A 21,136-nucleotide genomic window follows, 5' to 3' on the forward strand; every position below is an offset into this window, starting at 1 on the left:
TTCGGGTCGTCCCGTGGGGATTGTGAGCAGAATCGGGGTCGTCCCCGGCTCAGGTTTCAGACGGGCCGGGCTCAGATGTCCCAAACCAACACGTCTATCGGCGTTGGGTTGTAGGCATTACAAGGATTGTTCAGTTGCGGACAGTTAGAAATCAGCACAATGACATCCATTGCTGCTTTGAGCTCAACATATTTGCCCGGTGCACTAATGCCGTCTTCAAAGGTCAGACCGCCGGATTCGGTGATCGGTACATTCATGAAAAAATTAATATTGTGGGTAATATCGCGTTTGGTCATCGCGAATTCTTCATGTTCGCTGACCGCCAGTAGCCAGCTGTCACGACAAGCGTGCATACATTTTTTGTCGATCGCATAGCGAACGGTGTTACTTTCGGTCGCGCAGGCACCACCGAGTGTATCGTGACGACCGCACGTATCAGCGACAATTTCCAGCATCAGATTGCCCTGATCAGAGAGGATTCGGCTACCGGCAGTCAGATAGACATTGCCTTGTTCGCGAATCGTATCGATGGCGCTGTAGCGTTCCGCCGGATTGTTTGCGTTGTAAAACAGAGTATCCGCCGCCTGATTTCCTTCCAGATCAAGGATACGGACCGTCTGTCCCTGATAGACGATTTTCATGTAGTAGTCACCGGCCGCAACCGTGTCCCGGCGACATGCATCTTCAGCGCGTAGTGAACTTTCAATAATCATCAGAATACCTCCTGAGGGGATGTGCAGTGGTAGCGGCGGTTGTTTTCAAGACCGCGTTGATTTTCATCTTTTCCGTGTGCGGGGTTGACCGGTGTGGCGGTTGCACTGGATTGGGTCAGGGTCAGTTGTACAGGCTTAAACGGATATTCGGATGCCGGGTTGAGCGGATGCGGGCAAGTGGTCAGGACCACCAGTGTTTCCATCTCGAAGCTCAGGGCAATGCTATCACCGGGCTGACTGTGGTTTTCTTCGTAGATGAGAGAACCTGCCGCATCGGTACGCACCTGACTGAACAGATTCAGATTGGCCGCCAGATCCCGTTTACCGAGGCCATATTTGGCAACTTCAACCAGTAGGGCGTCATAGCCGTTCTGTTTCCATTGATTCCGGTCGGTCTGATAGGAGCGCTCTCCCCATTTTTGGGTGACTTTGGCTTTGTTCGCTACCCCACAGACGGTGTCGATCCAGCCGGTATCATCATGAACGATACGGCAAAAAATCCGGCCCATATCTGAATAGAGGCAGTGGCCGGTGGTGAGTTTAAAGGTGTGCTGGCATTTGAGTGTATCGGGGGCATTGTAGCGTTCAAGCAGGTTTTCCGGGTTGTAAAACAACACACTCAAATTCGCGCCGCCTTCGATATCGGTTGCCGTCAACGTATAACCGCGAGGTATTTTCATCGACCAGTGCCCGGCACCGGGAATGGTTTCAGTAAAAAGAATCTCGGGTGCTGACGATGGTGTTGTGGTGGTATCAGACATCATTTTTTCATTCGACATTGTGCGTTCCTCAGATTGCATCAGGAATCGGTGGGGCCATCGGACTGAAATGTTCAGCCAGCAGATCAAGGGGCTGAGCGGATTGGCCCGCAGTTTTATGTAAAGGAATATCAAAGGTTACTTGTGCGCCGTAGCGTTCCGGTGACTGTGGATCGAGGCGCGGATGATCAAACACCCAGAGTCGGCTGCCGAGATGAAAGCCTTCACTCAGGTCATGGGTAATCATAAAGACGGTCAGATGCTTTTCCTGCCAGAGTTGCTTGACCAGTTCATGCATGTCTTTACGAATGCCCGGGTCCAGCGCGCCGAATGGCTCATCGAGTAACAGGATTCGTGGCTGTTTGACCAGTGACTGGGCGATGGATAGTCGTTGGCGCATCCCACCGGAGAGCTGGTGGGGATATTGATGTTCAGCATGGCTCAATCCGACTTGTGCCAACATGGCTCGGGCAGTTTGCCGGGCATGTTGCCGCTGGCGACCAAATGTGCGGCCTAACAGGCGGCCGCTCAATTGAGCGTTGCCGAATTCCAGTCCGATCATGACATTTTCCAGAACGGTCAGGTGAGGAAAGACCGAGTATTTCTGAAACACAATCCCCCGCTCGACACCGGGTTCTTGCCGGAGTGGCTGACCATCCAGCAGAATCTCGCCGCGACTGACCGATTCGGTTCCCAGTAACAGATTGAGAAAGGTCGTTTTACCACAGCCGGAGGCACCGACAATGCTGATAAACTCGCCTTCATGGACGTTGAGATTGAGCCGTTCAAGGACAATATTATCGTCGTATTCTTTCCACAGATTGCGGATTTGCAACATAGGGCGTGTCATCCGCTTATCCTCCTTGAGTCTGATGATGCCATGGGCTGAGTCGTCGGGAGAGCAGCCTGAGCAGCCAATCCATGGCAAAAGCCAGCAGGGTTATCCACAACACATAAGGCAAAATAATGTCCATAGACAGATAACGCCGGACCAGAAAAATCCGATATCCCAGTCCTTCTGTGGCGACGATAGCTTCAGCGGCAATCAGAAATAACCAGGCACTGCCCAGTGTCAGTCGGACGGCATCAATGAGGTGAGGCAGAATTTGCGGGACAATGACGCGGACAATGATTTGCCAGCTATTGCCACCGAGGGTCTGCGCTTTGATCAGTTGCTCCTCCGGGAGTGACTGGGTTTTTAACTGGATATCCCGGATGATGATGGGGCAGATACCGATCACGATGAGGGTCACTTTAGAGACCTCTCCCAACCCGAGCATGATGAAAAGAATGGGGAGGATCGCCATGGGAGGGATCAGGGAAATCGCGGTCACGAAAGGGGACAACGAAGACCTGATCAGGGGGAGAATTCCATTGGCGACCCCAAAACAGAGACCGATGAGAGCACTCAACCCGACACCAATACCCAGCCGTTGCAGACTGGCCAGCGTATCGTTGAGCAGCAGATACTCGCCGGTCCGTTTACTGGGGGTGAATGCCAGTCGATCAATCGTCGCAACAAAACTGTTGAAAGAGGGCAACAGTTTGTCGGCCGGATTGACACTCAGACGCGCATCTGAGGCGACGAGATAGATGATCAGGACAATCACAAAGGGAAACATGCCTAACATCAGACGCAATAATGGCGATGGTTTCCGGTTAATGAGTCGGGTCATAACTACTCCAGATCCACAGTTGGTAAGGGGCGATAGTCGGCTTGACTCGATTACAGCTGATTTTCGGCAGCCATTTGCATGTAAGCCGAATTGAAGCGGAGCTTAATATTGTCGGCATTACCGAATATCCCGGCCGGGGTTTCGATGCCGATGAAGCTGGCATCCGGAGCACCTTCGCCGAGCAGACCGTGATCAAAAGAAAACTGCGCGACTTTCTGCATGGTATGCATCAGGGACGTGCTGTTGGTAAATTGCACCGCATCAGCAGGAGAGAAGAACATTTGGGTCGCTTGCAATTGGGCGTTATAACCGGCCAGATCAGTACCGGATGCTTTCGCCATCATGGTCTTGGCGGCATCTGCCTGCTGTGATTTCATCACCGACATGACTTCATACCATGCACCCGTCAGGGCTTTGGCAAACTTGGGGTTGTCTTGCAGGGTTTTGGTATTGGCAACCAGCAAATCGATAATTTCGCCGGGGATTTTCGCTGAATTAAATACCAGCGATGTATCGGGGAGCGCGGTAATTTCGCTCAGTAATGGGTTCCAAGTGACGACTGATGTCACATCTTGTGTCTGATAGGCTGCGACAATATCGGCGTCGGAGGTGTTGACGACATGTACATCTTTTTCTGACAAGCCGATCGCTTCAAGCGCCCGGGCCAGTAAATAGTGTGACACGCTGAGTTCGACCAGATTGATATTCTGTCCTTTGATATCAGCCAGTGTTCTATGCGCGCCTTTGAGGACGATGCCGTCATTTCCTGCGGAAAAGTCACCGACGATGACCGCGGTCGAATCTACGCCGCTGGCTGCGGGAATGGTCAAGGCATCCATGTTGGTCATCACGGTTGCATCAAATTGTCCGGCGGTGTACTGATTGATCGATTCAACATAATCATTAACCTGAACGACGTTGATTTGAATCCCATATTTATCGGCCCACTTTTTCAGAATGCCGGATGAATCCGCGTAATCCCATGGCATCCATCCCACATAAATCGACCATGCTAACGTAAATTGTGATTTTTCTTCGGCGGATGCCGGACGAGAAAGCGTAAGAGAAGATATCAGTGTGACAGATACAACGAGTGCCGTGAGATACGGTTTCAGGAAAAACTTCATAGACCACCTCCACTGTGGGTCATAGGTATGAACAAGCGCATCAGAGACATAACCAATAATAGATTGGTTGGCCTCCCGGGCTTTTGTCCCGCCGTGTGACCTCAGTTGAGGTTGATATCTCTCGGACCAGTCACTGCCGTGGCAGCCGGAACCCTAGATATCTATTTGACAAATTGTGATTAAAAATATTACTGCTTATGCTCTTCGCAACTGATGAGAAAACAGCAAAGGCTATGCCAAGATTAAATTTATTATCAATAACAATTACTTGTATTGATCTATTGGTTTATTGCTGACAGGGTGGTCACAGCATTGGTGCATTTCTGCACTGTTTCGGTGAGTGGGGAGCAAAAAGCCCTGCGTGTCGGCAGGGCTTTGTCGATGAACACGTTTGGCTGAATGGATTATTTCTGCAAGACCGAAATATCAGCGATTTCTAAGAACAGATTTCGCAAGTTGTTCAGCAGTGTCAGACGGTTGATTTTCAGAGCTTCATCATCCGCCATCACCATCACGTCTTCAAAGAATGCATCAACCGGTTCTTTCAATGCGGCCAGTTGGCTTAAAGCCGACTGGTAATCGCCGTTGGCGAATGCAGGTTCCAGCGCTTCACTCAGCACGGCAACGTTTTCTGCCAGTGCCACTTCAGCCCCGGCTTGTAGTAAGGCCAGATCCACGTCTTCTGCCAGTTGGCCATCAAACTTGGCTAAAATATTACCGACACGCTTATTGGCCGCCGCCAGAGAATCCGCCGCATCAAGCGTACGGAAGTGAGAAACCGCTTTGACCCGCTGGTCGAAATCAGCCGGTTTCGTCGGATGACGAGCCAGTACCGCCTGAATGACATCCACACTGAATCCTTCGTCTTGATACCAAGCCCGGAAACGACCCAACATAAATTCGATCACATCCTGCTCAACATTCGCATTGGTGAGTTTGTCACCGAACTGCGCTGCTGCTTCGGCAACTAAGTCAACCAGATCCAGCTGATAACCGTTTTCGACGATGATACGCAGAATGCCTAATGATGCACGGCGTAAGGCGTATGGGTCCGACCCTTTCGGTGCCTGACCGATCCCAAAAATACCGACAATGGTGTCGAGCTTATCGGCAATGGCAACCGCCGATGAGATGGCATTACTTGGCAGACGATCACCGGCAAAGCGTGGCATGTACTGTTCGTTGAGTGCCAGTGCCACTTCTTCTGCTTCACCATCATGACGCGCATAGTGCATACCCATGATGCCCTGTGTTTCGGTGAATTCAAACACCATAGAGGTCATCAGGTCGCATTTCGCCAATAAAGCTGCCCGGGTGGTTTTCTCGATATCCGCACCGATACTTTTGGCAACAAAACCTGCCAAAACTGCAATCCGGTCGGTTTTATCTTTGATACTGCCCAGTTGCTTCTGGAAGATTGCTGTTTCCAGTTCTGGCAAACGATCAATCAGTGGACGCTTGCGGTCATTATTGAAGAAGAACTCAGCATCCGCCAGACGAGGACGGACGACTTTTTCATTCCCTTCAATGACGTGGCGTGGTTCTTTTGACTCAATATTCGAGACGAAAATGAACTTTGGTAGCAGGTTCTTATTAACGTCGTAAACCGGGAAATATTTCTGGTCCCCTTTCATGGTGTAAACCAGTGCTTCAGAAGGGACTTTGAGGAATTTTTCTTCAAAAGAAGCCGTCAGGACGACCGGCCATTCGACCAGTGATGCCACTTCTTCAACCAAGTCTTCTTCCAGATCGGCAACCCCGCCAACGTCTGCGGCCGCTTTTTTGGCATCCGCGATAATGATTGCTTTACGAGTTTCGTAATCGGCGATGACTTTACCGCGTTGTTGCAAAATCTCGGGATACTGACTTGCTGATTCCAGAGTGAGTTCAGGTTCACCCATAAAACGGTGACCACGAATAACCCGATCAGATTTCACACCGAGAATTTCGCCTTCGATTAAGTTGTCATCCAGCAAAATCGTCAGGGTTTTGACCGGACGAATAAACTGAGTGTCTTGGTCGCCCCAACGCATGGGTTTGGCGATTGGCAGATTGGATAATGCTTTTGCTGCCAGTTCTACAATCAGAGCCTCTGCCGGCTGGCCTTTGACCGCTTGCTTGAATAGCAGCCATTCGCCTTTATCGGTTGTCAGCCGTTCAGCTTGTGCAACCGTAATGCCATTGCCCCGTGCCCAGCCTTCGGCGGCTTTGGTTGGATTGCCATCAGCATCAAATGCAGCGCTGACTGCCGGGCCGCGTTTTTCAACGACTTTATCGGGTTGATTTTCCGCTAAACCGGCAACTTTCAGGGCCAGACGACGCGGTGTGGCGTACCATTGGATCGCTTCAAACGATAGGTCGGCAGTACTGAGTTCTGTTTGAAAGTTGTGATGAAACGCTTCTGCCAATGTGCGAAGCTGTGTCGGCGGGAGTTCTTCTGTTCCCAGTTCAATTAAAAGTTCTTTAGCCATGCTTTTCTCTCCCCTTATGCCTGTTGGTCTTGCTTTTTGCACATTGGGAAGCCCAACGCTTCACGAGATGCGTAATAAGCTTCAGCGACTGCCTTGGTTAAATTACGAATCCGTAAAATGTAACGTTGACGTTCTGTCACAGAGATCGCTTTACGCGCATCGAGCAGGTTAAATGCATGCCCTGCTTTGAGAATGCGCTCATAGGCAGGTAAAGGGAGTGGTGCTTCCAGCGCCAGCAGGTGCTGACACTCTTTTTCGCATTGATCGAAGAAGCTGAACAAAAAGTCCACATCCGCATGTTCAAAGTTATAGGTGGACTGTTCCACTTCATTTTGATGATAGATATCACCGTAAGTGACCTGACCCAGCGGGCCGTCAGTCCAGATTAGATCATAAACAGAATCGACGCCCTGAATGTACATTGCGAGACGTTCTATTCCGTAAGTAATTTCACCGGTGACCGGTTTACACTCCAGCCCACCGACTTGTTGGAAATAGGTAAATTGGGTGACTTCCATACCGTTGAGCCAAACTTCCCAGCCCAGACCCCAGGCACCCAGTGTCGGGTTTTCCCAGTTGTCTTCGACAAAGCGAATGTCATGGACTTGCGGATCAATGCCCAGCGCTTCCAGTGACCCCAGATAAAGCTCTTGAATATTATCCGGTGACGGTTTGATCATCACCTGAAACTGATAATAGTGTTGGAGGCGGTTCGGGTTTTCACCGTAGCGGCCGTCAGTCGGACGGCGGGAAGGCTGTACATAAGCGGTTGCAATCGGCTCGGGACCAATGGCCCGCAGGCAAGTCATCGGGTGAGATGTACCTGCACCCACTTCCATGTCTAAAGGTTGAACAATCGTACATCCTTGACGGGCCCAATAATCCTGCAGCGCGAGGATCATCCCCTGAAAGGTTTTGATATCATAGTTTGTTTGCATAGTCGGGTTCGCGCGAGTTGTTTGAATCATGAAAAATAACGTTGAATTATACCGATATATTGACGTATCGAGTAGTGGCAATCTTGTTTAATTGTTGTGCATTGCTCTTTTCACTGCATAAAATCAACACGATGCTTGTTTTCCGTACATAAGCTCGTTAAAATCGCTTCGTCTTTGGGGAGTAGCTTACCACGCCATTGGCTCAGAATTGGACAGTTTCTGCGGCAGTGTCATTGGTTCGTCCGTCAACATATTTGGTGCACATCACCGTGGCGTTCGAGGCTCATACGAGTTTAGCAAGACCTTAGGCAAATATTACGAACCGGGGCGGGGCGTGATGTTTGTCTACGGTTCACTATCCGCCCCGAGAGCATGTCGTGAATATTTTAGCTATTTCAATCACAACTGTAACGCTGGCAGAGATCGGCGATAAAACACAACTCCTTTCATTAATGCTGGCAAGTTGCTATCGCAAACCTTTGCCAATTATCAGCGCTATTTTCCTTGCAACACTGGTCAATCATGCCCTCGCAGCCTGGTTGGGCGTCGTGGTTGCTGAATACCTTTCTCCGGATATTTTAAAATGGGTTATCTTTGCCAGCTTCTTATCGATGGCGGTTTGGGTACTGGTTCCCGATAAACTGGATGATGAGGGCGCTTGTTCAAGCCGAGGCCCGTTTGTTGCCAGTTTTATTGCCTTTTTCATTGCTGAAATCGGGGATAAAACGCAGATCGCCACTTCGGTACTAGGTGCCCAATTTGCGGATGGCTTGGTTTGGGTGGTGTTGGGAACCACGATCGGCATGATGATTGCGAATGTGCCGGTTGTGCTGATCGGCAAGCTCTCTGCGGATCGTTTACCTTTAGCGCTGATTCGGAAAGTCACCGCGGTATTGTTTGTCGGTTTGGCTGCGGTCTCCGTTTTATATTAAGCGCTGCCCCTAATGAAATGGGCAATGGGTGAACGATATCAGTGACAAGCGTGATATCTGACATACATGCTTCATCAATCTCATGCTACTGTGATGCTAGGATCGTCAACAAAAGAGGTGGCGTATGTTAGCTCGTTACACTGGCATGAGTTTGAAAAGTCAATTCTACCTGTATGCTTTTGGCTTTATTCTGACCGTTCTGGGCATGATGTTAACGGATATGTGGTTACCAATGGTGGTGGGGGCTCTCATCCTGATGGGACTAATCGTTGAGTCTTGGGTGCATATCTTTCATGTTGTGCCGCTGCATCAGGAAGTTCGCGCCTTGAAAAAGCAGGTTGAAAAACTGCAACATCATTATCAGGACGAGCAGAATCTCTGATCTGTCGTTATATTCATCATGGCGATATTTTGTGATGCTTGTTCCATTTCTATCGGGCAAGTTTTTGCTCACCGGGCAACTTCTTGCTCGGCTGCGGGCAAGATCTTGCTTGTACCTATCTTTCTGTTTTTATAACCCTTTGATTCTGTTGATATGCGCAACTTGGCACACCCTTTGCTCTGACTGTGCAAGAGCCTAAAGGTTCTATGTGTATTAAAAACATGAACTTATTATATATAATTGAAGGAATTCAGAATGCCAACTCCATGTTATATCTCTATCGAAGGTGAAACTCAGGGGCTAATCACGTCAGGCGCTTGTACAGCAGATTCTATCGGTGACTCTTTCGTTGAAGGTCACGAAGATGAAATGATGGTTCAACAGTTCGACCACGTCGTAAGTGTTCCTACTGATCCTCAGTCTGGTCAGCCAGCAGGTCAACGTGTTCACAAGCCTTTCAAATTCACTGTGAACCTCAACAAAGCCGTTCCACTGCTATATAACGCACTGGCTTCTGGCGAGAAAATGTCTTCTGTTACTTTGAAGTGGTACCGCACTTCAATCGAAGGTAAACAAGAAAACTTCTTCACTACAACACTTGAGAACGCAACAATTGTTGATATCAAGTGTGAAATGCCACATTGCCAAAACCCAGCAGATGCTGATTTCACTCAGAACCTGACTGTCTCAATGTCTTACCGTAAGATCACTTGGGACCACGTTAACGCGGGTACTTCAGGTGCTGACGACTGGCGTAAACCAATCGAAGCTTAATGGTCTGATGAACAGGCACCGTGGGTGTCTGTTCGACAATGCTTTGATTGTCTTGTTGCTCACCGATGGGTGGGCAACATTGTTTATATCACGACTGTTTTATCCTCATTTTGTTCGTGGTAGTCATTTTTTTCGTGATAGCGCTTTGACTGTCAGCGAAGATTGGCCGCAATTCCCCCCTGAAATAGAGACATCCCACCCAGAAAAAACCTGTTCTTCCAATGCGATACCTTTGATTGACGTATCTTGAGGGTTCATTTTTATATTTGCTCTTGGGGTCACAAGATCTTTTGTCGGTTCTCACCTAAGCTTTTTATTGCCTGATGCAAATATGGAGAGCTACCAATGGGGCAAAGTGAAATGTTCAATCGCTTAAATGAATTGCCAAGAATCGAGTCATTACTGCAAGAGTTACTCGAAATGGTCAATCAAGACGATGTTGATTTTAATGCGTTATCGAAAAAAATCGCCATGGACCAAGTGTTGAGTGCCCGGTTGTTGAGGATGGCTAATTCCGTTTATTTTGGGGGTAGCAAAACGATCTCCTCAGTGAATGATGCTTTGATTCGGGTCGGCATCGGTGCCGTCAAGACATTAGTGGTTGCATCTGTACTTTCGAGTGCTTTTAACCGGGTTAAAACGCTCGATATGGAACAATATTGGTCCGATACATTTGAAGTGTCCGTGATTGCCAGTCAGTTGGCACCTTCGGCTGGTCTCGATAAAAATGAAGCCTTCACGATTGGGGTTTTGCACAATGTCGGTGAGTTAATGATTCATTCATTGGTCCCTGAGCTAGCATTGGAGATTCAAGCCAAAATAAAAGCGGGGATGGCGCCTCTGGAAGCTCAGCAACAAGTTCTTGCGACTACGGCACCGGCTTTGGGCGGAAAATTGGCAACCAGCTGGAAGTTTCCTGATTCAGTCGTTGATGCAATTGAGTACAGCAGTCATCCTGATGATGCGACGAAAAGTCCGCAATATGCCCGGTTAATTCATCTGTCCCGGATCATTAATGAACATTGGGATTTACTGGCCAGCGAGCAGGAAAAGTTCAATTTTATGACCAGACAAGCCTATAGCGATCTGTTGAATGTGTCGTCTGCTGTGGTGCCTGATTTGGATAACCATCGCGGTGAAGGAAAAGAGCTGGCCCATCAGATTATCTAGCTGTTATGGGGAAATATGGGTTGGGTTATCGACGTGATGCCGCAAGTGAAAGGAGTCAATGATGAGAATACAACCTGTGTGCATCACCGTGACATTGATGATTGGATTACTCACCGGATGTGCAAACCAGCATAAACGGCCATCGATGATGGCGCAATTGTATGAGGGACGTCCGGTAAGTCGCCTGAATGTGACGGGTATACCACAAACGGAACAAGAAGCGATTGTGCGTGGTGATGTTGCAAGACGTGAGCACAATGATGATTTAGCGTTGTTTGAATATATTCGTGCATTGGCTTTTCAATCAGGGCAGCACCGGGATAAAACCCTGTATAAGATTGGGCAGATTCACCAACGGCATCAGCGTGAAGTATTGGCAGAGAAAGCCTATCAGATGGCATTGCAGGAGAATCCACACAATATTGATGTATTGCAGCAGTTGGGGATGAATTACAGTAAAAAAGGGGCGTTTGATGTGGGAAAACGTTTCTTTATTCAAGCGATTGATGCCGATCAGTTGCGTTTGCATCACCAGATGCGGGTTCCTCAGGCGATAAGCCATATTGAGTTGATCAATGCTTTAGAACTGGATGAACATTCTCCTCTCGATGCTTATATGGGATTGGGGATTGTGTATGATATGAGCTCGCAACATGAGATTGCTCAGGCACTCTATAAAAAGGCGCTGCATATCCAGCCCGAATCGAGCAAATTACTGCTGAATATCGGTTATTCCTATTACATGAGCGGTGATTATCCGGAGGCAAAACGCGCCACACTTGCTGCATTGCGGCTCGATCCGGACAACAGCAGAACCCAGAATAATCTAGCTTTGATCTATCTGGGAGATGGCAAAATTCAGCGAGCGTTGAATGTATTCATACAGCAGATGCAGATGGAAAACTATCAAGCACTCAGTCGTGTCGGCTACTTTCTCATGATTCAGGGTCATGCCGACCAAGCTATTCCTTATTTACAACAAGCAATTGATGAAAATCCATCCGATGACCAAACCGTTCACGACAATCTGAAAAGAGCGTTGGCTGAATCTCAGGCTTTGGTACGCCAATAGGTATCGGACTTACCTAAGACAGACCTTTCTGAATTAAAAACTGATAAGGTTCTTGCTCAATCTGAGCTTCCAGCAACCGATGATCCATAAACCGACAGAAACTGGGAACATCCCGAGTTGTTGAGGGATCATCTGCAATGACCAGTAACGTCTCACCGTCTTGCATCGAACGAATGGTTTTTCTGACCATCATGACTGGTTCGGGACACCTTAATCCTTCTGCCTCGAGGATGTAGTCGGCTAATGATTTATCTATGGTCATGGCAGGTAGCTTTGTTAGTCATCTGGATATCAAATGATACTGGCGAAGAAAAAATATTCAATAATCTCTTGGCAAATGAAACTTTTTGTTTTAATTTATTTAACATGTTTGCAACATAGCGTCGAGGAGCAAGGAATGCTGAATAAAATCGACAGACTGACTATCTATGCTCTGATGGGGTTCATCTCTTTTGGAGCGTTGGTGATGAGAACATCGGCGTCGGAACAAGCCTCACTCATGCCAGTATGGGGAGTTATTGCTGCAATGATAGGGCTTTGGCTGGAAATCCACCAATACGATACATCTAAGCATTGACTGAAAAGTAACACTAAAAACAATGCAACATTTCCGACACTATCCCATTTTTCTTGGGCTTCCCCGCAGTAATGCGGGATTTTTTTTGCCTGAATTATTTGCCAATGATTGTCATGCCAACCAATGGAATGATTGACATGACAGACACTCAGACAATGGGGGGAGGTTGTACTAAGACAAAAAGAACCGATAGGTCGGATTATCAGTCTCGTCTTTGTACTGATACCCCAATTCAACCAGATGCGCTGAAAAACGGCTCAAATCGTCATCATTGAGTTCAAAGGCACAGAGAACTCGACCGTAGTCGGCACCATGATTGCGATAGTTGAACAGACTGATGTTCCAGTGTGTACCGAGCGTACTGAGGAATTTCAGCAGTGCGCCGGGATATTCGGGAAATTCAAACGCGTATAACCGTTCTTTGAGTGGCTTGGACGGTTTACCGCCAATCATATAACGAATATGCAGTTTGGCGATTTCGTCATCCGATAAATCAATGACCGGGTAGCCAGCTTTACGCAGATCCTGAATGATACTGTTGAGCTCTTCCGGGCCTCCGGCAAGACGGATCCCGACGAAGACATTAGCCAGTGAGTCATCATTGTAGCGATAGTTAAACTCTGTGACCGCCCGGCCACCGATAATCTGGCAGAATTCGAAAAATGCTCCCTGACGTTCAGGGATGGTGACGGCAAGCAAACCTTCTCGCTTTTCACCCAGCTCACATCGTTCTGAAACGTAGCGCAGGCCGTGGAAGTTCGTATTGGCGCCGGAAAGTACCGAGCCTAACTGTTTGCCGGTCAGTTGGTATTGCTCCGCGTATTTTTTCAGACCAGCCAGTGCCAGCGCACCGGATGGTTCAGCAATGGCGCGGGTATCTTCAAAAATATCTTTCACAGCGGCACAGATTTCGTCACTGGAGACAGAGATATGACCGTCCAGATATTGCTGACACAGGCGGAAGGTTTCATCACCGATCCGTTTCACCGCCACCCCGTCAGCAAACATGCTGACCTGATCAAGCGTCACGGGTTCACCGGCATCGAGTGCCGCTTTTAAGCAGCCGGATTCTTCCGGCTCAACCGCAATCACTTTGATTTCTGGCATCAGTTGTTTGATCAGCACGGCGATGCCCGCAGCCAGACCTCCGCCACCGACCGGGACGAAGATGTAATCCAGATGACCATTCTGCTGCAACATTTCCATACCAATAGTGCCTTGCCCGGCGATCACCAGCGGGTGATCAAACGGTGGTACGAATGTGTAGTGATACTCAGCGGCCAGTCGTTCGGCTTCTGCTTTGGCTTCATCGAAGTTATTGCCGAATAACACCACTTCTCCGCCAAAGCCGCGCACCGCATCAACTTTAATATCCGGGGTGGTTTTGGGCATAACAATGGTTGTTTTGACGCCCATTTTTGTTCCGGACAAAGCCAACCCTTGTGCATGATTGCCTGCCGATGCGGTAATGATTCCTGCCTGACGTTGGTCTTCGTTCAGGTTGGCGATCATGTTGTAAGCACCGCGTAGTTTAAACGAATGAACCGGCTGGCGATCTTCACGTTTGAGTTGCACCCGATTATTAATTCTGGCAGAGAGCCGTGTCATGTCCTGAAGTGGTGTGACGATTGCTGCTTCGTAAACCGGGGCCCGCAATATCTGGCGCAGATAATCTGCGCCGGTTTGGTTGGTGAATGTCATCCACTAGTCTCCTAGTTTTGATTTATCTCTCACCGCACCTTTGTCAGCACTGGTGGCCATGCTGGCATAGGCTTTCAGCGCAAAAGAGACTTCGCGTTGACGGTTGGCCGGTTTCCAGCCAAGTTGATCTTGTTCAGCGCGACGGCTTGCCAACTCATCTGCTGAGACGACTAATTCAATGGTGCGTCCGGGGATATCAATATCAATGATGTCACCATTTTTAACCAGTCCGATTGCGCCACCGTTTGCCGCTTCAGGAGAGGCGTGGCCGATGGACAGACCGGATGTCCCGCCAGAGAAACGGCCGTCAGTCAGCAATGCACATGATTTACCTAATCCCATTGATTTCAGGTACGTGGTCGGATAGAGCATTTCTTGCATGCCCGGCCCGCCTTTTGGCCCTTCGTAGCGAATGACAACGACTTCGCCCGCTTTGACTTTTCCGCCAAGGATTCCTTCAACCGCATCTTCCTGACTTTCAAATACAATCGCCGGGCCACGGAATTTCAGATTGCTCTCATCGACGCCAGCGGTTTTAACGATACAACCGTCCAGTGCGATATTGCCTTTCAAAACGGCAAGGCCGCCATCTTGACTGAAAGCATGTGCTTTGGTTCGGATACAGCCTTCTTCACGGTCATCATCCAGCGTCTCCCAGTGACAATCCTGTGAGAAAGCCTGGGTGGTGCGGATTCCGGCAGGACCGGCACGGTAGAAGGCTTTCACGTCGGCGGAGTCCGTCTGCATAATGTCATATTGCGCCAGCTGCTCTTGTAAGCTGAGTCCAAGCACCGTTCTGGTCTCGGTATTGAGCAGACCGGCCCGGTTAAGTTCACCAAGAATACCCATCACGCCACCGGCCCGGTGGACATCTTCCATATGGTACTTTTGTGTTGACGGTGCAACTTTACACAAGTGTGGCACGCGACGTGACATACGGTCGATATCATCCATGGTGAAGTCCACTTCACCTTCTTGCGCTGCTGCCAGTAAGTGGAGAACTGTATTGGTTGAACCGCCCATCGCGATATCCAGAGCCATCGCATTTTCAAATGCTGATTTGTTGGCAATGTTACGCGGCAGAGCTGAGGCATCATCCTGCTCGTAATAGCGTTTGGTCAGTTCAACAATGCGCTGACCGGCTTTGAGGAATAAGGCTTTGCGATCCGCATGGGTCGCGAGCAGTGAGCCGTTGCCCGGTTGCGACAGCCCCAACGCTTCGGTCAGGCAGTTCATCGAGTTGGCAGTAAACATACCGGAGCAAGAACCGCATGTCGGACAGGCGGAACGCTCGACCTGTTCACTCTGCTCATCAGAGACATTGGGATCGGCACCCTGAATCATCGCATCGACTAAATCGAGTTTGATGAGCTGATCCGAGAGCTTGGTTTTACCGGCTTCCATCGGACCACCGGAGACAAAGATCACCGGGATATTGAGGCGCAGCGAAGCCATCAGCATCCCCGGGGTGATTTTGTCGCAGTTTGAGATACAGACCATCGCGTCGGCACAGTGGGCATTGACCATATATTCGACGGAGTCGGCAATCAGTTCACGGGACGGCAGCGAGTAGAGCATTCCGCCATGGCCCATGGCGATCCCGTCATCGACGGCAATGGTATTAAATTCTTTGGCAATCCCGCCGGCGGCTTCAATTTCACGAGCCACCATCTGACCGAGATCTTTTAAGTGAACATGGCCCGGTACAAATTGGGTGAATGAATTGACAACGGCAATGATCGGCTTACCAAAATCATCTTCTTTGACGCCGGTGGCACGCCATAACGCACGTGCCCCAGCCATATTACGACCATGTGTTGTTGTTGCTGAACGATACTTCGGCATTGTGTTGTCCTTTACTTAATTCTGTTGGGGTTAGGCTTTATCTTGAGGATTGACGTAATCTAACCAACCCCATTTATCTTCAGTGGTTCCGTTAAACAGGCCGAAAAAGGCATCCTGAATCACTTTGGTGATTGGGCCGCGCTTGCCTGAACCGACGCTGATGCGATCTACACTGCGAACCGGGACGATTTCCGCTGCGGTGCCGGTCATAAAAATTTCGTCTGCCAGATAGAGTGATTCACGGGCAATATTGGCTTCGCGTACGGTATAGCCGAGGTCTTTGGCCAGAATCATAATCGTATCGCGGGTAATCCCCGGTAGAATTGAACTGGTGGTTGGTGGTGTCAGCAGCTCACCATCTTTGACGACAAAAATGTTTTCTCCGGCACCTTCAGACAGATAGCCGTCAACACTCAGGGCAATCCCTTCGTCATAACCGTGACGACGGGCTTCACCACCAACCAGTAGCGAAGACAGGTAGTTACCCCCCGCTTTTGCACCGGTCGGAATGGTATTCGGAGCAGCGCGGTTCCAACTGGAGATCATTGCATCGACACCATTTTCCAATGCTTCTTCGCCGAGATAGGCACCCCATGGGAAAGCCGCGATAATCAAATCCAGTTCAGTACCGTTTGGCGGGCAAACACCCAGACCAACGTTACCGACAAAAGCTAACGGGCGGATATAAGCGGACGTCAGTTTATTTGCGCGTAAGGTTTCCCGGGTTGCTGCCATAATCTCTTCAACAGAATAAGGAATCGGGAAGCGATAGATTTTGGCTGAGTTGACTAAACGTTGTGCGTGTTCCTGATGGCGAAACACAATCGGGCCTTTGGGGGTGTCATAACAACGCACGCCTTCGAATACCGATGTTCCATAGTGCATTGCGTGTGTCAGAACATGTACCTGAGCATTTGCCCACGGCATCATTTCCCCGTTGAACCATATAAAATCCGCAGTATTAGTAGCCATTATTTCTTCCTTATGCACAAATTTTTTGTTGTAAATTGTTGTTTGGTAGTTCGTTATTGCTGATTTGAATGACATCAACGGTACGCACATCCCACAACTTTTCGATTTGATTGGTGAGCGTGGTGATCGGTCGATCGCTATCGACGATAATTTCCACGCTGGCCACTTTACTTTCATGATTTTGGGTTGCTGCAACCTGTTTGATCACGAATCCACGGTGGCGAATGACACGCAGAACACGCTCTAACAGCACCGGTTTATCATCTGCTTTGATGTCGAGTAGGTATCTTTGCATTTCTGGTGTCTCCTATGTGTTTTCCAGCATGTCATTGTTTGATGCACCGGGTGGCACCAGTGGCCAGACGTTTTCTTCTTCATCAATCGCAACATGTAGCAGGTAAGCGGTTTTGCTTGCCAGCATCTCTTGTAAAGCCGGTTCTACTTCTTCTTTCTTGGTAATGGTTTTGCCCGGAATATCGAAAGCGCGTGCCAGCATGATGAAATCTGGGTTATCGTCCAGAATGGTTTCACTATGACGACCATCGAAAAACAGAGATTGCCATTGGCGAACCATGCCCAGCCGCTGGTTGTTCAACAAGACGATTTTGACCGGGATCTGGCGACGTTTTAATGTGCCCAGCTCCTGAATATTCATCATAAACGAGCCGTCACCGGTAATCAGAATCGACTGATCGTCGGGACGTGCTACGGCTGCCCCCATCGCGGCCGGTAAACCAAATCCCATAGTGCCGAGACCGGCAGATGAAATAAAGTTTTGCGGGGCTCTTGGCTGAATATGTTGAGCCGCCCACATTTGATGTTGGCCGACATCGGTGGAGACAATCGAGTTGTCAGGCATCATATCGGATAACTGTTTCAGCAGCAGTGGCGCATAAATCAGTTCGCCGGGATGGTCATAACGCCACTTGAATCCACTGCGCAGGCTCTCGCTGTGATGTACCCAGGCACTGATGTCATGCGAGAGTTCCAGTTGGGGCAGAATCGTATTGATGTCGCCCCGCAGAGCAGCATTAGCACGTCGGAGTTTATTGAACTCTGCAGCATCGATATCAATATGAATCACTTTGGCATGCGGGGCGAATGTATCGAGCTTACCGGTCACCCGGTCATCAAAACGAGCACCGACCGTGATCAGCAAATCACATTCCTGAACGACGAGGTTGGCCGCTTTGGTGCCATGCATTCCCAACATCCCCAGATAATGCGGGTCATGACGTTCAACCGAGCCTAATCCTTTGAGCGTGCTGACAGAAGGCATGGGATTGAGGCGTAAAAATTCGCGTACGGTTTCGGTCGCATGAGCCAGCTGAACACCACCACCGACATAGAAAACCGGACGTTGGCTTTCATTGAGCATCGTTTGTGCTTTGGTGAGTTCATCCGAATTGACTTGAGGTATAGCAGGAGGTGTGAATGGGGTAAGCGCGGTCACTGGGGATTGGGCCAGCTGAACGTCTTTTGCGATATCAACGATCACTGGCCCGGGGCGTCCCGTTTTGGCAACTTCAAATGCCTCCGCCAATGTCGGTGCCAACTCATTGATATCGGTCACCAGATAACTATGTTTGGTACAGGACAGCGACATGCCGATGACATCCATCTCCTGAAAGGCATCGGTACCGATATGAGAGCTGGCGACTTGTCCGGTGATGGCGACCAGTGGGACGGAATCCAGAAAAGCGTCTGCCAGTCCGGTCACGAGGTTCGTGGCGCCTGGTCCCGAGGTTGCCATACAGACGGCAACTTCCTGCGTTGATCTTGCCATCCCGATAGCGGCCATGGCTGCACCTTGTTCGTGACGACATAAAATGTGTTCGACACCACCGTCATACAGGGCATCGTAGATAGGCATGATTGCCCCTCCCGGATAACCAAATACGGTCTTGATACCTTGTTGTTTCAGGGCTGCTACGACGAGTTGCGCTCCGGTCATCGTGTCCCTCCCGTACATTCATTGTTCTTGTTGCTTCGTGTTGTGTTGTGTGAGCACTTCATGTGCGACTCCCGTTATATCGCTTTACCGACCGGGTCGGTGTGCGTTTTATTATGGTGCAGACTAAAAAAAACCCCCGGACTTTTCAGTGCGGGGGTTTTTTCCATCTTGCTGCTATCTTTCGTCCAGTAGCCCCCGCGCGGAATCAATAATGACCACGACTAGAATCAGGCTAATTAGAGAATGTAAACGGACGATTAGATGCATCATGAATAGAAATCTTATCTTTAGTTAATGTTCCAAGATTGATGAAAATCTCGACATACCTAGTGTGTAACATACAATTCTGTTACATGACAAGGAAAATATCATTCTTTTTTCATATTCTTTTATTTTCTGTCTGCGTTATACCTACCCCTGTACATTCAGTGTCTCACTGATTGACACCATGAATATTTATAAATCAATCACAAGGGAATTATATGGGGTTAGCAGTCATTCATAGCCGGGCGAGTGTCGGTGTGGAAGCACCACTCGTGACGGTTGAAGTGCATATTAGTAATGGCATGCCGGGATTTACTTTGGTCGGGCTGCCGGAGACGACCGTGAAAGAGTCCCGGGATCGGGTTCGCAGTGCGATTATCCACTCCCGGTTTGAATTTCCGCCCAAACGTATCACGGTTAATCTGGCACCGGCCGATTTACCGAAAGAGGGCGGACGATTTGATCTGCCGATCGCTTTGGGCATTCTGGCCGCTTCTGATCAAATCATATCGGACCATCTGGCCGACTATGAGTTTTTAGGGGAGTTGGCTTTATCCGGTCAGTTACGGACAGTCAAAGGGGTATTGCCTGCTGCGCTGGCGGCCGGGCTGGCAAACCGTGCGCTGGTGGTGCCGCATGAAAATGGCGATCAGGCGGCTTTGGTCGGGCAAGGGCAGCATCTCTCAGCCGGTAGTTTGCAGGAAGTCTGTCAGGCGTTGTGTGGTGATGTTTCATTGGGGTTATATCAATCTCAGCCGGATATGAGTCAACCCGCGTCCACACGAGATTTACAGGATATTATTGGTCAGCAACAGGGCAAGCGGGCTTTAGAAATTGCAGCCGCCGGTCATCATAATTTGTTGTTTCTCGGCCCGCCGGGGACGGGTAAAACGATGCTAGCCTCGCGGTTATGTGACTTATTGCCGGAGATGAGTAACGAAGAAGCGATGGAAACTGCAGCCGTTGCATCCCTGACGCAGCAGGATATTCATCAGTACAACTGGAAACAGCGGCCATTTCGTGCTCCGCATCATTCCAGTTCGATGGCTGCATTGGTTGGCGGTGGTTCGATACCTCGCCCCGGGGAAATTTCGCTTGCTCATAATGGGTTGCTCTTTCTTGATGAAATGCCGGAATTTGAACGTCGGGTACTGGATTCATTGCGTGAACCGTTGGAATCAGGAGAAATTATCATTTCCCGGGCGCAGGGGAAGACACGTTTCCCGGCCCGTTTTCAGTTAGTCGGTGCATTAAATCCAAGTCCGACCGGCTATTATGAAGGTCAGGAAAGTCGGATTAATCCCCAACATATTCTCCGTTATCTGAGTCGATTATCGGGCCCGTTATTGGATCGGTTTGACTTGTCGATCGAGATTCCCGCTTTACCCAAAGGTATGCTTGCCGAAGGAGGTGGACGGGGAGAGACAACACAGATCGTTCGTGAGCGAGTGCTTCGGGCGCGTGCGTTAATGCTTCGTTTACGGGGGAAAGCGAATTCTCTGCTGACCAGTCGGGAAATCGAGACGTTTTGTCCATTGGCAAAGCCGGATGCTGACTTTCTGGAAAATGCATTGCACCGTCTCGGGCTTTCTATTCGCGCGTATCACCGTATTATCAAAGTTGCCCGGACCATTGCTGATTTAGCGGAAGAAGAGCACATCCAGCGGGCACATCTGGCCGAAGCGTTGGGCTATCGTGCGATGGATCGATTATTGAAACAATTGACGATGCAAGCGGTTTAAAGCGGGTCATTGAGTTGAAAAGGGTATCCTCAGTGAACAATCTATAACTTGCCTGTGCCAACAGGGTT

The 21,136-nt window shown here is 49.3% G+C and carries 20 protein-coding genes and 2 riboswitches; of the genes, 7 read left to right on the forward strand and 13 right to left on the reverse strand.

The features are described from left to right. Positions 1–71: 71 nt before the first annotated feature. From OCV37_RS00060 to glyQ, 7 genes are all read right to left on the reverse strand, one after another. Positions 72–713, reverse strand: a complete 642-nt coding sequence (locus OCV37_RS00060; RefSeq protein ID WP_038180430.1) for an urea amidolyase associated protein UAAP2 — start codon at positions 711–713, stop codon at positions 72–74. Then, positions 713–1,492 (reverse strand): urea amidolyase associated protein UAAP1, encoded by a 780-nt coding sequence (locus tag OCV37_RS00065; protein ID WP_245609119.1) that lies wholly within the window; start codon positions 1,490–1,492, stop codon positions 713–715. The genes OCV37_RS00060 and OCV37_RS00065 overlap by 1 nt, the downstream gene beginning before the upstream one ends. Positions 1,493–1,502: 10 nt before the next feature. Then, on the reverse strand, positions 1,503–2,321 hold the full coding sequence (locus tag OCV37_RS00070) for an ABC transporter ATP-binding protein (protein WP_051680476.1): 819 nt from the start codon (positions 2,319–2,321) through the stop codon (positions 1,503–1,505). A gap of 4 nt (positions 2,322–2,325) precedes the next feature. Further along, the gene (locus OCV37_RS00075; RefSeq protein WP_038180428.1) at positions 2,326–3,147 is read right to left on the reverse strand and encodes an ABC transporter permease; all 822 of its coding nucleotides are present in this window, start codon (positions 3,145–3,147) and stop codon (positions 2,326–2,328) included. Positions 3,148–3,197: 50 nt separating this feature from the next. Next, on the reverse strand, positions 3,198–4,274 hold the full coding sequence (locus OCV37_RS00080; RefSeq protein ID WP_038180426.1) for a putative urea ABC transporter substrate-binding protein: 1,077 nt from the start codon (positions 4,272–4,274) through the stop codon (positions 3,198–3,200). A 70-nt stretch (positions 4,275–4,344) separates the two neighbouring features. After that, a riboswitch (guanidine-I (ykkC/yxkD leader) is annotated at positions 4,345–4,442 on the reverse strand. Positions 4,443–4,678: 236 nt separating this feature from the next. Further along, complete coding sequence (gene glyS, locus OCV37_RS00085) at positions 4,679–6,745, reverse strand: glycine--tRNA ligase subunit beta (protein ID WP_038180423.1); 2,067 nt, start codon at positions 6,743–6,745, stop codon at positions 4,679–4,681. Positions 6,746–6,759: 14 nt separating this feature from the next. Next, positions 6,760–7,683, reverse strand: a complete 924-nt coding sequence (glyQ, locus tag OCV37_RS00090) for a glycine--tRNA ligase subunit alpha (RefSeq protein WP_038180421.1) — start codon at positions 7,681–7,683, stop codon at positions 6,760–6,762. Positions 7,684–7,847: 164 nt separating this feature from the next. Next, a riboswitch (yybP-ykoY riboswitch) is annotated at positions 7,848–8,055 on the forward strand. A 5-nt stretch (positions 8,056–8,060) separates the two neighbouring features. Between glyQ and OCV37_RS00095 the strand changes: the two genes are divergently transcribed. From OCV37_RS00095 to OCV37_RS00115, 5 genes are all read left to right on the forward strand, one after another. Next, a complete protein-coding gene (locus OCV37_RS00095; protein WP_038180419.1) occupies positions 8,061–8,615 on the forward strand; it encodes a TMEM165/GDT1 family protein in 555 nt (184 codons plus the stop codon). A gap of 124 nt (positions 8,616–8,739) precedes the next feature. After that, entirely contained in the window at positions 8,740–8,997 is a 258-nt protein-coding gene (locus OCV37_RS00100; protein ID WP_038180416.1) for a hypothetical protein, read from the forward strand. Between the two features lie 255 nt (positions 8,998–9,252). Further along, complete coding sequence (locus tag OCV37_RS00105) at positions 9,253–9,771, forward strand: Hcp family type VI secretion system effector (RefSeq protein ID WP_261888108.1); 519 nt, start codon at positions 9,253–9,255, stop codon at positions 9,769–9,771. Between the two features lie 345 nt (positions 9,772–10,116). Continuing rightward, positions 10,117–10,941 (forward strand): HDOD domain-containing protein, encoded by an 825-nt coding sequence (locus OCV37_RS00110; protein WP_038180412.1) that lies wholly within the window; start codon positions 10,117–10,119, stop codon positions 10,939–10,941. 58 nt (positions 10,942–10,999) lie between these two features. Then, entirely contained in the window at positions 11,000–12,013 is a 1,014-nt protein-coding gene (locus OCV37_RS00115) for a tetratricopeptide repeat protein (RefSeq protein ID WP_261888109.1), read from the forward strand. A gap of 13 nt (positions 12,014–12,026) precedes the next feature. On the opposite strand, the gene tusA is transcribed toward OCV37_RS00115, so the two are convergent. Beyond that, positions 12,027–12,275: a sulfurtransferase TusA gene (tusA, locus tag OCV37_RS00120; protein ID WP_038180407.1), complete on the reverse strand. Its 249-nt coding sequence runs from the start codon at positions 12,273–12,275 to the stop codon at positions 12,027–12,029. Between the two features lie 33 nt (positions 12,276–12,308). On the opposite strand from tusA, the gene OCV37_RS19775 reads away from it, so the two are divergent. Continuing rightward, complete coding sequence (locus OCV37_RS19775; protein WP_390902267.1) at positions 12,309–12,590, forward strand: hypothetical protein; 282 nt, start codon at positions 12,309–12,311, stop codon at positions 12,588–12,590. A 171-nt stretch (positions 12,591–12,761) separates the two neighbouring features. Here OCV37_RS19775 and ilvA read toward each other — a convergent pair whose 3' ends face one another. From ilvA to ilvG, 5 genes are read right to left on the reverse strand one after another with little or no spacing between them, the layout of a single operon-like run. Continuing rightward, positions 12,762–14,291: a threonine ammonia-lyase, biosynthetic gene (gene ilvA / locus OCV37_RS00130; RefSeq protein ID WP_038180405.1), complete on the reverse strand. Its 1,530-nt coding sequence runs from the start codon at positions 14,289–14,291 to the stop codon at positions 12,762–12,764. A gap of 3 nt (positions 14,292–14,294) precedes the next feature. Then, complete coding sequence (ilvD, locus tag OCV37_RS00135) at positions 14,295–16,136, reverse strand: dihydroxy-acid dehydratase (RefSeq protein ID WP_038180404.1); 1,842 nt, start codon at positions 16,134–16,136, stop codon at positions 14,295–14,297. Positions 16,137–16,166: 30 nt separating this feature from the next. After that, entirely contained in the window at positions 16,167–17,108 is a 942-nt protein-coding gene (locus tag OCV37_RS00140; RefSeq protein WP_038180401.1) for a branched-chain amino acid transaminase, read from the reverse strand. Between the two features lie 10 nt (positions 17,109–17,118). Further along, positions 17,119–17,403 carry an acetolactate synthase 2 small subunit gene (ilvM, locus tag OCV37_RS00145; protein WP_038180398.1) on the reverse strand — a complete coding sequence of 95 codons (285 nt, stop codon included), beginning with the start codon at positions 17,401–17,403 and terminating at the stop codon, positions 17,119–17,121. 12 nt (positions 17,404–17,415) lie between these two features. Then, positions 17,416–19,062, reverse strand: a complete 1,647-nt coding sequence (gene ilvG, locus OCV37_RS00150) for an acetolactate synthase 2 catalytic subunit (protein WP_038180395.1) — start codon at positions 19,060–19,062, stop codon at positions 17,416–17,418. Between the two features lie 482 nt (positions 19,063–19,544). Between ilvG and OCV37_RS00155 the strand changes: the two genes are divergently transcribed. Then, positions 19,545–21,068 carry a YifB family Mg chelatase-like AAA ATPase gene (locus OCV37_RS00155; protein WP_038180394.1) on the forward strand — a complete coding sequence of 508 codons (1,524 nt, stop codon included), beginning with the start codon at positions 19,545–19,547 and terminating at the stop codon, positions 21,066–21,068. The last annotated feature ends 68 nt before the right edge of the window (positions 21,069–21,136 follow it).

This window comes from Vibrio rhizosphaerae (genome assembly GCF_024347095.1).
Classification (GTDB): domain Bacteria; phylum Pseudomonadota; class Gammaproteobacteria; order Enterobacterales; family Vibrionaceae; genus Vibrio; species Vibrio rhizosphaerae.